The organism is Ruegeria sp. CG3 (assembly GCF_056537205.1).
The window spans coordinates 1,436,490-1,448,735 of the sequence record NZ_JBQFRC010000001.1; the positions used below are offsets into that span (position 1 = coordinate 1,436,490).

General features: G+C 56.8%; 10 protein-coding genes. 4 read left to right on the top strand and 6 right to left on the bottom strand.

Features of this window, described 5'->3' with window-relative positions:
* Window positions 1-794: 794 nt before the first annotated feature.
* A complete protein-coding gene (rsgA, locus tag ACR0NB_RS07130) occupies window positions 795-1,877 on the top strand; it encodes a ribosome small subunit-dependent GTPase A (protein ID WP_480775285.1) in 1,083 nt (360 codons plus the stop codon).
* A 4-nt stretch (window positions 1,878-1,881) separates the two neighbouring features.
* Window positions 1,882-2,649: a VOC family protein gene (locus tag ACR0NB_RS07135; protein WP_480775286.1), complete on the top strand. Its 768-nt coding sequence runs from the start codon at window positions 1,882-1,884 to the stop codon at window positions 2,647-2,649.
* Window positions 2,650-3,178: 529 nt separating this feature from the next.
* Here the strand turns inward: ACR0NB_RS07135 and ACR0NB_RS07140 are convergent.
* The 6 genes from ACR0NB_RS07140 to ACR0NB_RS07165 all read right to left on the bottom strand — a co-directional run bounded on the left by ACR0NB_RS07140 (window position 3,179) and on the right by ACR0NB_RS07165 (window position 10,885).
* Window positions 3,179-4,867: an ABC transporter ATP-binding protein gene (locus ACR0NB_RS07140; protein WP_170371393.1), complete on the bottom strand. Its 1,689-nt coding sequence runs from the start codon at window positions 4,865-4,867 to the stop codon at window positions 3,179-3,181.
* Window positions 4,864-5,778 carry an ABC transporter permease gene (locus tag ACR0NB_RS07145; protein WP_170339892.1) on the bottom strand — a complete coding sequence of 305 codons (915 nt, stop codon included), beginning with the start codon at window positions 5,776-5,778 and terminating at the stop codon, window positions 4,864-4,866. The genes ACR0NB_RS07140 and ACR0NB_RS07145 overlap by 4 nt, the downstream gene beginning before the upstream one ends.
* On the bottom strand, window positions 5,775-6,743 hold the full coding sequence (locus tag ACR0NB_RS07150; protein ID WP_170357427.1) for an ABC transporter permease: 969 nt from the start codon (window positions 6,741-6,743) through the stop codon (window positions 5,775-5,777). The genes ACR0NB_RS07145 and ACR0NB_RS07150 overlap by 4 nt, the downstream gene beginning before the upstream one ends.
* Window positions 6,744-8,297 (bottom strand): ABC transporter substrate-binding protein, encoded by a 1,554-nt coding sequence (locus ACR0NB_RS07155; RefSeq protein ID WP_170339896.1) that lies wholly within the window; start codon window positions 8,295-8,297, stop codon window positions 6,744-6,746. It abuts the gene before it with no gap.
* Between the two features lie 55 nt (window positions 8,298-8,352).
* Window positions 8,353-9,927, bottom strand: a complete 1,575-nt coding sequence (locus tag ACR0NB_RS07160; protein ID WP_170357425.1) for an ABC transporter substrate-binding protein — start codon at window positions 9,925-9,927, stop codon at window positions 8,353-8,355.
* Window positions 9,928-10,468: 541 nt separating this feature from the next.
* Window positions 10,469-10,885 (bottom strand): MerR family transcriptional regulator, encoded by a 417-nt coding sequence (locus ACR0NB_RS07165; RefSeq protein WP_480775287.1) that lies wholly within the window; start codon window positions 10,883-10,885, stop codon window positions 10,469-10,471.
* 72 nt (window positions 10,886-10,957) lie between these two features.
* Between ACR0NB_RS07165 and ACR0NB_RS07170 the strand changes: the two genes are divergently transcribed.
* Both ACR0NB_RS07170 and ACR0NB_RS07175 read left to right on the top strand, forming a co-directional pair.
* On the top strand, window positions 10,958-11,593 hold the full coding sequence (locus tag ACR0NB_RS07170; RefSeq protein WP_480775288.1) for a cation efflux transmembrane domain-containing protein: 636 nt from the start codon (window positions 10,958-10,960) through the stop codon (window positions 11,591-11,593).
* Window positions 11,590-12,141, top strand: coding sequence for a methyltransferase family protein (locus ACR0NB_RS07175; protein ID WP_480775289.1), 552 nt, complete (start codon window positions 11,590-11,592; stop codon window positions 12,139-12,141). The genes ACR0NB_RS07170 and ACR0NB_RS07175 overlap by 4 nt, the downstream gene beginning before the upstream one ends.
* Window positions 12,142-12,246: the final 105 nt, after the last annotated feature.

The following is a 12,246-nucleotide window of genomic DNA, read 5'->3' on the forward strand; positions in this document are numbered from 1 at the left end:
ATCTGTTCGTCGCTGAATCGTTTCTTCGGTATCGCTACACTCCCCTGTTGCCAGAAATATACCCAAGATTTCGCACTCGGTTCGGACCAGTTTCAGGGGTCAAGACCTCCCTCACAGCGCGCCCGGAAAAAGGTGCACGATACCAGGGGTGCTTTTCATTAACGGGAACCCAGTGTCGCGAAAAAAACGGCCAGATTCCTCTTCTTTTCCCGGTCGCGTTGCCACCTGAAAAATGCGCATGATCATACATCCGTCCTCCCAAAGGTGCGGTTTTTGAATGTATGTGTGTCTCGCACGATCCAGCTTAGCATACTCGATAGAGAGTACCAGATTATGGCTCCGAGCCGTCTCTCATTGTCCAATTCTACAGGCGCACTGCGGACGAAGCTTCTTATAATTCCGCTTGTTGGGATGTGTGATAACGGCCCAAGGAGGACCTTGGGGAAATTTTGACCCGGTGCCGTCAACTGCTGTTTCCAGCTTTAAAGGCTGCTACGCGGGTAAAGTTCACACAGTCTTCTTAGTGTTGAATGGTCGCTACAGAGAAGTGACGAAGTGCGCCAATTCACCGGTCAACTGTTGTGTTGTGCCGGCGGTCTTCCTATGTGCACTTCATCGGAAATGGAGATTTTATGTCCCGGTAAGGAAGGGAGGCAGCGCGCCTCCCGGAGCATATTCAAGATCTGAAGCACCGCCGTCGCTTTGTTGCGGACGGAGTTCTTCGATGTGCGCACTCTTTCCTACCATCAGCGCCCAAATCTGACCTGGGCCGGAGACATGAAAGTGAACACCCTATGACCAGGGATTACTCCGATTTCCTTCCGCTTCGCGCACGCGACGCCGGATCGCACGCCAATCCCAGCCCTCTTCAGGCGTTGGGATGGCAACCGTTTTTCGCCCAACAGATTAGCGTAGAAGACTTGTCGGCGACACCTCCCGTTCGCGTTGTTGAAGTGCATCGCAATGGGCTGCATGTCGTCGGTGACGGCATCGATACGATAATCCCGCCTGGAGCCGATGCCACTGTCGGAGACTGGCTGATGCTGGACGCAACACGCCCGAGATCCAGTCGGGTTCTTGAGCGCACAAGCCTCATTAAGCGGCGCGCGCCCGGAACCGACCGGCAGGAACAACTGATCGCGGCGAACATTGATACGGTCTTTATCGTCTCGTCTTGCAATCAGGACTTCAAGGTGGCCCGGCTAGAACGCTATGCAGCTCTGGCTTTTGAGGCACGGATGACACCCGTCATCGTCGTGACAAAGACCGACCTCGTGACGGAGCCGCAAAACTATATCGAAGCGGCCCGCGCGGTATCGGACATGATCGACGTGGTCGCCCTTGACGCCCGCGGAGACGCGCCCCGGACAAAACTGCTTCCCTGGTGCAAGCCCGGCAAGACGGTGGCGTTTCTCGGCTCATCTGGTGTTGGTAAATCAACGTTGGCCAATGCGCTGCTCGAGAGTCAGTCCATTGAAACCCAAACCATTCGTGAGGACGACGCAAAGGGGCGGCATACGACAACGCGGCGCGAGCTTCATGCTATGCCCAATGGCTGTCTGGTCTTGGACAGTCCGGGCATGCGGGAACTGCAGCTCACCGATGCAGCGGAAGGTATCAATGATCTTTTCGCCGACATTCAGGAGTTGGCCGCGCAGTGTCGATTCAAGAACTGTCAGCACGATTCTGAGCCGGAATGCGCTGTTCTGAAGGCTATCGATGAGGGTGTTCTTGATAGCGATCGGCTTCGCAGATGGCGCAAGCTCATGGCCGAAGATGCGTTTAACTCGGCGAATCTTGCGGAACGCAGGTCGCGCGACAAGGCGTTCGGGAAGATGGTCCGCGGAGTCAAAAAACTCAAATATGTCAGGAAGTAAGGCGATGACACAGTCGAAAGCCGGTCAAATCGTATGGCATGACCTATTCACACCGGACAGGGCGCGTTCAATGGCATTCTACCAGCACGTCGCCGACTGGTCTTATGAAGTCGAGCGGGCATCGGATTTTGCATGGGGTGGCGGCGAGCAGGATTTCGTCCTCGCCCTTTCCGGTGACGAAGCGGGCGCGGGTTTGATCGAGACGCCGCCCGAGCAAGCGAAGGGCTGGGTCGCCTACATCGAGGTCCCCGACGTGGACCTGGCGGCCAAGCGCGTCGACACGCTCGGAGGCCAAGTTGTTCGGGAGCCATTCGAGGTGCCGGGCGTCGGGCGCAACGCACTCGTTCGCGATCCGCTCGGCGCGTTGGTGGGGATTTCGCTGTCTCGGCACAGTTTCCCCGTGCCGAGACGGCAGTTTGGCCCTGAAGTGTATATCGGCAACGGTGATGACTTTCCGCAAGCGTTCTACATCGAACTCTTCGGATGGCAGGTGTCTCCCGACCGGGACCAGGATTGCGCCACTCTCCTCGGGCCTCGGGGCCGTCTTGTTGCAATCCAGCATGCCGCGACTTGGGCAACCGCCTCAAACGCATCTTGGGTCCCGAGCCTAAAAGTTGCTTCAGTCCCTGACGCCTTCCGTGCCGCTGAAACCAAAGGGGCGCATCCGGCCTCCTTGAACTTAAGCGAATCCGTTCAAGCTCAAATCCCCATCCTGTGTGATCCGGACGGAGTGCCGTTTGCGTTCGGCGGCAAGCAGGCAAACCCTTTCTAGCCACCTGCAGATTCTATTCAGGAACTGCAGAGCGGATATTTTCCGCTCTGCAAGGTCCGGAACTCAGCGCTTATGCGCGCTAGTGGACAGTGTATTGGTTGGAATCCAGCCGCAGACTTGTTTCTGAGGTCAGTTCTCCGATGCGTTGGTCCGGCATAGGGGGTGTGTGCCGTAGCCGCTCGGTTTGAAACCAATGACCGACACCTAGTCCCCTACAAGTCTCGCGTACTGCCGTGTCGAGATGTTTGGTGAGGCGCGGAAAGCTGTCTTTCAAGGGGTATCCTGAATTCTGAAGTCGCAAACCGCGTTGCTTCCGTCGGCTGTGACCTCGACGCAGACCTCATTGACCGAGATTGCATTTCATTCGGCTTCGTCTGGGTCCGAAAATGGGTCGACAACAAGTACCAGACGCTTTGCGATGGAGCCAATTCAAGTCGGTGTTTGAGTTCAAACTACCGTTGATCGCTTGCGCGTGCGCCTCTCAAACAACTTCTTCTGGAAAAACAGATGCAAGACCAAACCGTTACGGTTATGCCAATTGCTTCAGCCGTGGCATCAAATCCAACAGTTCCCGCGTATACGGATGCTCTGGAGCTTCGAACAACGCGTCCGTCTCCTGAACTTCAAGCAGCTTCCCATGTCGCATCACGCCCACCCGGTCACACATCTGACGTACGACCGGGAGATCATGGCTGATAAAGAGCATAGTCAGGCCCAGATGCTCCTGCAGGTCTTTGAGAATGTTCAGGATTTGCGCCTGAATGGACACGTCCAGGGCGCTGGTCGGCTCATCGCAGATCAGAAAACGGGGCTGAGTTGCGAGGGCGCGAGCAATACAAATGCGCTGACGCTGCCCACCGGAAAACTCGTGTGGATACTTGCGCCACGCGTCCTTGGCCAGGCCAACCCAGTCAAGCAATTCGCGCACGCGCGGTTCAATAGCGGGCTTGGGCAGGATTTTGTGATGATGGATGGGCTCGGCAACGAGGTCCCCGACCCTCATGCGGGGATTTAGGCTGGAGAACGGGTCTTGAAAGATCATCTGGATCTGGCGGCGGTAGGCTTGCAGGGCCTCTGCCTCCATCACTGTGACGTCTTCGCCGTCAAAGATCACCCTACCACCGTCTACGGGATAGAGTGTTCCAATCATCCGGGCGACTGTGGACTTGCCAGAGCCACTTTCGCCGACAAGGCCGAAAACCTCACCGTCGCGAATGTCGAAACTCACCTGATCGACGGCAGTGAAGTACTTGCGTTGCGAGGGCAGCAGCCCGCCCTTTTGCAGGAACGTCTTAGTAATATTTTCGATTTCCAGCAGTTTGCCGGATTTGGACAGATCGGTCTTTTCCCAATGGGCCGCCAGATCGTCGATCTTGAAGGTTCTTTCCCGCTCGCCATAATTGACCACTGGGAAACGCTCGACTTTGGTGTGCGGGCGCGGCACGGCGGCAATCAGAGATTTGGTATACTCATGTTTCGGTGCGCCGAGGATCTGATCGGTCGTTCCGCTTTCAACCACATGACCGGAATACATCACGGTTACCGAGTCGGTGGTGTCGGCGATAACGCCCATGTCGTGGGTAACGAGGATCACGCCGACCTGACGCTCCTTCGCCAGTTCCTTGATCAGATCCAGCACCTGCGCTTGGACAGAAACATCCAAGGCCGTTGTGGGTTCGTCAGCGATCAGAACACTGGGCTCGGTACAGAGTGCGAGCGCGATTACCACCCGCTGACGCATCCCGCCGGAAAACTGGTGCGGATACTGGTTGAAACGGTCCGCCGGGTCGGGGATGGACACGCGATCCAGCAGCGCAATAGCGCGTTTTTTGGCCTCGGAAGCGGAAAGGCCGAGGTGCAGCTGGATCGTCTCGACCAATTGCTCACCCACGGTGAACAACGGGTTCAGCGAGGTTAGCGGGTCCTGAAAGATCATCCCGATCTCTTTGCCCCGGATTCGGCGTTTGTCCTCGGCGTCCAGTTCGTCAATCCGGCGACCGTTCAGCCAGACCTCACCTTCGGAGACATGGGCCGGGGGGTCCAGAAGGCCGATCACGGCGTTGCCGGTCATGGACTTGCCAGCACCGCTTTCGCCGACAACGCCCCGGATCTCGCCAGGATGCAGGTCGTAGGTCACATGCTCGACCGGCTTGAAGATGCCGTGGCGTGTGGGGATTTCCACAGTCAGGTTGCGGATCGAAAGAACGGGATCGGTCATTTCAGCCTCGGGTTCAGAACGTCACGCAGCCAGTCGCCCAGCAGGTTCACACTCAGCGCCAGTGCCAGCAGGGTGCAAGCCGGGAAGAACAGGATCCACCACTCACCCGAGAACAGGAATCCCTGCCCAATGCGGATCAGCGTCCCCAGCGAGGGCTGTGTCGGTGGCGCGCCAACGCCAAGGAAACTGAGCGTCGCCTCGGCAATGATCGCCAGCGCCAATGAGATAGTCGCGATCACCAGCACCGGTGACAGTACATTGGGCAGGATATGGCGCAGCATGATGGTCAGCGGGCTTTGTCCGATGATGCGCGCGGCGGCGACGTAATCTTTGTTCTTCTCAACCAACGTTGCGCCCCGGACGACACGAGCGAACTGCACCCAATCGGACAGTCCAATGGCCAGGATCAGCACCCAGATCGCCATCTGGTCGCGATACTCCACCGGGGTAATGCCTTTGGCGATTCCAAAGATCAGCATGGCCAGAAGGATCGAGGGGAAAGTCAGCTGCACATCCGCCGTGCGCATGATGATGGTTTCGGTCCAACCGCCAAAATAGCCCGATAGCAGGCCCAGAATGATCCCGAGAACCATCGCGAACAGAACGGCCGCCACCCCAACGAATAGCGAGATCCGCATTCCGTAGAGGATGGTCGAGAACACATCGCGCCCCTGATCGTCTGTGCCCATCAGGAAGGTTTCGCCTGTAAAGGCATTGGGCTCCATCGGCGGAGTGAAGCCATTCATCAGGTTCAGGCTGGCCGGGTCAAACGGGTTTGTCGGCGCAATCAGTGGTGCGAGGATCGTGGCTAGGATCAGGATCAATGCCACTGTCGCCGACACCATGGCGACAGGCGAGCGGCGGAAGGCGTAGAACTGGTCGCTGTCCAGAATGCGTTTCACACGGCTCATGCGCTGACCCTCAGGCGCGGGTCGATGAAGGCGTAAAGGATATCGACCGCAAGGTTGATGGTGACAAAGATGACCGAGATCATCATCAGGTATGCTGCCATGACAGGGATATCCACGAATTGGATTGCATTGATGAACAAAAGGCCCAGGCCCGGCCACTGAAACACCGTCTCGGTGATGATGGCAAAGGCGATGATGGCCCCCAGTTGCAGGCCGATAATCGTGATGACCGGGACCATGGTATTCTTCAGCGCATGGCGGAAATTGATGGTCCGGTCACTCAGCCCACGGGCGCGGGCAAAGCGGATATAGTCTTGCCGGAGTACTTCCAACATCTCGGAGCGCACCAGCCGCATGATGAGGGTCATCTGGTATAGACCCAGTGTAATCGCGGGCAGGATCAGCGCCTTGAGTCCACTGCTTGTCAGCAAGCCTGTGTTCCACCAGCCCAGGTCTACGACTTCTCCGCGTCCAAAACTGGGCAGCCAGCCAAGTTCAACTGAGAAGATGTAAATCAACAGAATCCCGATCAGGAACGTCGGCAGGGACACCCCGATCAGAGAGGCTGACATGATGAAATTCGCTGCAAACCCGTCTCGGCGGATTGCGGTGAACACACCCAGCGCGATGCCCAAGACTATGGCAAATACGGCTGAGACAAGCGCCAGTTCCAACGTTGCCGGCGCGCGTTCGGCCAGGATTTCCGCGACCGGACGCCCTTGACGGAAGCTGACGCCAAAATTGCCCTGTACCGCTTCCTGCAGAAACTTCACATATTGCACCGGAAACGGCTGATCGAGCCCCAACTGCGACCGCAGACGTTCCACATCTTCCATGGTCCGCTCTTGCCCCAGCATGTTGTCGATCGGATCTCCGACAAAGCGGAACATGGAAAAGGCGACCAGGCCCACGACGAACAGAACCAGCGCCGACTGAGCCACACGCCTGATAATGTATGACAGCATTTAGTTGACCGTTACCCAGCGCAGAAGGAAGAAGTTGTCGGGCCGTTGTGTCAGCTCGATATTGCTGCGCGCGCCCCAGACCAGCGGTTGAACGTAAAGCGGTACATAGGCCACCTCATCGTGCAGGATACCTGCCACCTCGTCCAGCATTGCCTGACGTGTGGGTTCGTCAATCTCGGACTGGATCAGCGGCAGCAATTCATCCACGCGAGCGTTCGAATAGCCGCCAAAGTTCCACGACCCCAACTTCTTTTCCTCATTTGGGGTCGAAGCGAGGAAACGCACGGGATGCTCGGCATCGAACGTACCGGGTGACCAACCCAACAGATACATATCAAAGTTGTCGGCCCGCAGTTCAGGCCAGTAGTTCTGAACCGGCATCGCATCGAGCGTCACGTTCAGCCCGGCCTGAGACAGCATGGCGGTGATCGCCTGGCAAACGGCTTCGTCGTTCAGGTAGCGATTGTTGGGGCATTTAAAGCTGATCTCAGCCCCCTCAGCGCCAGCCTCGGCCAGCAAAGCTTTGGCACCCTCGGGATCGTAGCCATAGGGGTCCGCATTCGCAGCCGAATAGCCACGCATCGCGGGACTGACCAACTGGCTCGCCACCTCAGCATTGCCGCGCATGATGGTTTGCAGGATGGCTGGAACGTTGACTGCCTTTGCTACCGCCTCGCGGACGCGCACATCCCGGAAAAGGTCCGAGCCACCCTGCCCGGCTTCGCTCGAGCCTTCCTGCTGATCAAACCCCAGCATGATCACGCGCGCTTCGACGCCCTGAATGACCTTCACATCCGGACTGCCTTGCAACCGAGCCACATCCTGAATTGGGACCGGGTTGATGAAGTCGACATCTCCGGACAACAAAGCCGCCAGAGCGGTTGCCGGGTTTTGGATTGGCACCAATTCAGCGCGGGTCAGGTTGTGTTCTGCTGTGTCCCACCAGCCGTCGAACGGCTCCAGAACAGTGCGCAGGCCCGGCTCTCGCGCGGTGACTCGGAAAGCACCGGTGCCATTGGCGTTCAGGGTCGCATAGTTGCCCGATTCTTTGTCAGGGAGTGCTGCGTCGTTTGCCTCGGCCCAGCCGCTATCCATGATCATCCAGTTGGCAATGCTGTCCGGGAAAATCGGGTTCGGCGCAGTGGTCATGACATCGACGGTATAGTCGTCAACTTTCACCACCTCGCTGACGGGCGCGAACCAGCTGCGGGTGTCCGAATTTTCGTCAGACGCCCGCTGGTACGAGAAGATCACGTCATCCGCATTGAATTCAGAACCATCATGAAACGTTACGCCCTCGCGCAGTTTGAACCGCCATCCGGCTCCATCCCCGATGGTCTCCCAACTCGTGGCCAGCGCCGGTTCAATGGTCATGTCCTTGCCCCTGCGCACAAGCCCTTCGTAGACGTTATTCAAGAAACCTAGAACCGGGGCAGAGTTGACAGCATGAGGATCCATTGTTTGCGGGTCCGTTGTAACGGCAAACGTGAACTCTTCGCCTGCGACGGGCAAGGCAAGCGCGCAGAATAGCGCGGCAGTGGTCAGACGTTTCATGATAGCTCCCACTCTTTGGTGGCGGGCCTCGCATCCCGAGGCCCGGCCACGTTTCTTACTTCAGGCCAAAATGCTTGACCATAGGCTGATCTTCGGGATCAACGTTGATGTCCAGGTTTTCAGCCATACCCCAGTTCAACACTTGATGGTGGATCGGAATATACAGCTGTTCATCCTGCACCACGCGCCAGATCTCGGCGATCGCTTGATCTCGCGCGACGAGATCCGTGTTCGAGGCCAGCGACTTGATCTTGGCATCCAACTCATCATTGTCATACCCGGTGCCGTTCCACGTCCCGATGTCGCTTTCACGACCATGGACCAGGAAGTTGAAGATGTATTCCGAGTCATACGTCGGAACGCCCCAACCCAGCATGTAGAAATCGGTCTTTCCGTCCGTGATCAGCGGGAAATGTTGTGCTTTCGGTTTGGCATCCAGATTCACAGTGATGCCAATCTGACCCAGCATCCCGACAGCGGCCTGACAGATACCTTCGTCATTGATGTACCGGTCGTTGGGACAATCCAGCCGGATCGAGAATCCGTCCGGATAACCCGCTTCGGCCAAAAGCGCCTTTGCACCTTCAACATCCGTGCTGCTTTCACTGTCCATCTCGGCAGTCCAGCCGTTCACGAACGGCGGGGCGATCATCCCGGCAGGTTGCGACTGACCGCGCATGACCACCTGTTGGATGGCATCTCGATTGATCGCTTTGGACATGGCCCGACGAACGCGGACGTCGGCAAGTGGGTTCTTGCCATCGACGTTATCCGCCTCGATGTCGTCCGCGCCCTGGTTCATTCCAAAGAAGATCACCCGGTTTTGCGGCGCTTGTTTGACGACCAAACCGTCGACGGCATTCACCCGGTCCAGGTCCTGCACCGGCATATCCTGAAGGAAGTTCACCTCGCCCGACAGCATCGCCGCAACGCGGGTCGCGTCATTCTGGATCGGGGTATAGATGATTTCGCTGATCGCCATCGGGAACTGATCACGCCCCCAATAATCTTCGTTCCGCTCCATCACCGTTTTGACGTCCGGTTCGCGGCTGACCAGTTTGTAGGGGCCGGTTCCATTCACATTGACGGTCGCAAAGGTGATCTCACCGCCTTCAAAGTCCTGAACGTTGACCGCGTTATTCGCCTCGGTCCAGCCCTTGTCCATGATGAACAGGTCGGTGAGGTTCGCAGGCAGAATGGGGTTCGGACCGTCCGTCTCGATCTCGATCGTGTGGTCGTCGACAGCGCGCACCTCGACAATCGAATTGATCAGTTCTTTCATGTCCGAGTTCGGCTGCTTCGCACGGTTGATGCTGAACACCACGTCTTCTGCAGTGAAATCGGCGCCGTCATGGAATTTCACGCCCTGACGCAGGTTGAACACCCAGACATTCGGATCGCTCTCGCTGGGGGCCCAATCGGTCGCCAGCGCAGGCTCAAACGCACCGCTCGTATCCCGAATGATCAGAGGTTCATACATCTGGTGGCGCACGGTATGCGTCGGCCCTTCGTTCTGCGAATGCGGGTCGAGCGTCAGCGCATCCCCCGAGCGCGCCCAACGCAGAGTTTCGGCACTGGCCAAAGACGTCGTCGTCATCAAAAGCGTCAGTACGAGTATTGGATTTTTCATTATTTTCTCCCATTTTGCAGCCGTTTAACCGCATTGAATTCACGATACCGTGTCGCAAATTTCTGTTAACGTTATGGTTGCGGATAGCATACCAACTGCGAATGCATGTCAATCGTTCAACCTGGTATTGATTTGCTAAACACAAGCGACAGGGGTCTTCAGGAGGACAGCCACTCTCCCAAAGAACACCGCATCAAGTGTCTATTACTCAGACGAGACGAACACAAACCGCAATAATCAAGCTTCATAGTCCGGTAAGTAAATCCAGATAGCGTTGACGGGAACTGCGTTGCTCACACACTGGATAATTGTCCGCTTCTTAAAGCGATTGCCACGCTGTTTTGGACCCGCCGCCAGATTTCCAATCATCCCGAGGTGCTTTCGCTCATTTGCAATGCGCACAAAGCGGTCGTTTGAGCAGATCACACCACCGAAATATTTGGTCCGCACGGTAGACATTGAAAAGACTTGCGACGTACGTCTGCTGTGCGGACTTTGCTGCCTTTCGTTATTGAAAGTCCAATGTCTGCATTCGCGGCTTCTAGTGTTCGCGGTCGCACATGTTGTGGTCGGCAAGTGAAGCTAACACGAAGCAGTCCCCGGATACACCTTCACCGTCGCAGCCTTTGGATATTCGGCTGAGTTCCTTTTCAAGCATTCTGAGACGTTTGATCTTGGCTCGGACCTCTTCGAGTTGGGATACGGCAATTTCCGTCGCAGCCTCACACGACCGGTCTGGATGATCCTGCAACTCGATTAGCGAGGAGATCGCTTCAATCGAAAACCCTAGATCCCGTGCGTGGCGGATAAAGCTCAGCCGCTCCAACCCAGCCTTGTCGTATCGCCGTTGGTTGCCGGACGTGCGCTCTGCCTCGGGCAATAGTCCCATATCCTCGTAGTACCGGATGGTCGGAACCTTGACCTTTGTCCGCTTTGAAAGCTCGCCGATAGAAAACATGAACATACCTCTTGAACCTCTAGTCACTAGAGACATTACACTATGGGCTACCAAAGATGAAAGAGGGTTCCCATGGCAGGTTGCTGCGGACATGATGCCAAGTTTGACGGCGTTTCGGATGATTACAAAAGGCGGCTGTGGATCGTCATCGCGCTCAACGCGACGATGTTCGTTGTCGAGATGACTGCAGGCCATCTGGCCAAATCTCAAGCGCTACAAGCCGACGCCCTCGACTTTGCCGGGGATGCGCTGACCTACGGCATTTCGCTTGCAGTCATCGGGGCCTCGCTTCGTGCGCGGACGAATGCGGCACTGTTCAAAGGCGTCAGCCTTCTTCTGATGGGCCTTTGGGTGTTCGGGTCAACGGTATATCGCGTCTTCTATGTCGGCGTCCCGACCGCAGAAATCATGGGAATCGTTGGCTTACTTGCGCTGCTCACCAATCTGGCAAGCGTATTGCTGTTGGTCCGTTACAAGGACGGTGATGCCAATGTCCGGTCGGTCTGGTTGTGCTCGCGCAACGATGCGATTGGAAACGTCGCAGTGATGCTTGCAGCACTTGGTGTGTGGGGCACGGCAACGGGTTGGCCTGACCTGATCGTGGCAACCATTATGGCCGGATTGTTCCTCTCATCGGCCTGCCAGATCGTGCGCCAAGCTTTGGAAGAGCGGCGGGGCATCACCGACCATAAGCATGTGGAAGTATGATGCAGGCGGTCTTGATTGTCGTCGGCCTTGTGATCGCGGCAGGCACCCTAGCCGCGATACTTTGGTCCATTGCACACCCTGAGCGCCGCCTTTGGCCGCCAAAGCGCTACACCAAGGCGACCCCCATCGTGGTTTGGGTTCCGACGTTCACGCTATTCGGCGTCTTGATCGTCCTCGGTTTCATGGATTGGGGAAGCCTGCCAATCCCAAGTTGGCTGCGGTTCGGAATCGGCATTCCAATGATTGTTGTGGGCAACGTCATCGTGTGGTCAGAGGTCGCGCAATTCGGAATAGCCCAGACTGGCGGCGCGAAAGGATCGCTACGAACGGACGGCATGTATCGCTATTCGCGCAACCCGCAGTACGTGGCAGATATTGCAATGATTTTCGGCTGGGTCGTGCTTTGTGCGTCGGAGGGAGCAGCTCTAATTGGTTTAGCCGGGATAGTTGTCCTGATAGCTGCGCCATTCGCTGAGGAACCGTGGCTTAAAGAGCAATACGGTTCCGCGTTTGAGGACTATAGGGAAACGGTCCGTCGGTTCCTTTAGGCGAACGACCAGTGCAAAAGCAGGCCTTCGCCATGCTGCAGCATCTTGGTAGGTCTGGGCTCAAAGCGGTCATTCGCTGCAACTTGCTTGAACGTCTGCTTTGCG

What these genes read in the sequence shown, in the direction of transcription:
- rsgA (WP_480775285.1), top strand. Translation starts at nt 795, where the DNA reads ATGACCAGGGATTACTCCGATTTCCTTCCGCTTCGCGCACGCGACGCC.
- ACR0NB_RS07135 (WP_480775286.1), top strand. Translation starts at nt 1,882, where the DNA reads ATGACACAGTCGAAAGCCGGTCAAATCGTATGGCATGACCTATTCACA.
- ACR0NB_RS07140 (WP_170371393.1), bottom strand. Translation starts at nt 4,867, where the DNA reads ATGACCGATCCCGTTCTTTCGATCCGCAACCTGACTGTGGAAATCCCC.
- ACR0NB_RS07145 (WP_170339892.1), bottom strand. Translation starts at nt 5,778, where the DNA reads ATGAGCCGTGTGAAACGCATTCTGGACAGCGACCAGTTCTACGCCTTC.
- ACR0NB_RS07150 (WP_170357427.1), bottom strand. Translation starts at nt 6,743, where the DNA reads ATGCTGTCATACATTATCAGGCGTGTGGCTCAGTCGGCGCTGGTTCTG.
- ACR0NB_RS07155 (WP_170339896.1), bottom strand. Translation starts at nt 8,297, where the DNA reads ATGAAACGTCTGACCACTGCCGCGCTATTCTGCGCGCTTGCCTTGCCC.
- ACR0NB_RS07160 (WP_170357425.1), bottom strand. Translation starts at nt 9,927, where the DNA reads ATGAAAAATCCAATACTCGTACTGACGCTTTTGATGACGACGACGTCT.
- ACR0NB_RS07165 (WP_480775287.1), bottom strand. Translation starts at nt 10,885, where the DNA reads ATGTTTTCTATCGGCGAGCTTTCAAAGCGGACAAAGGTCAAGGTTCCG.
- ACR0NB_RS07170 (WP_480775288.1), top strand. Translation starts at nt 10,958, where the DNA reads ATGGCAGGTTGCTGCGGACATGATGCCAAGTTTGACGGCGTTTCGGAT.
- ACR0NB_RS07175 (WP_480775289.1), top strand. Translation starts at nt 11,590, where the DNA reads ATGATGCAGGCGGTCTTGATTGTCGTCGGCCTTGTGATCGCGGCAGGC.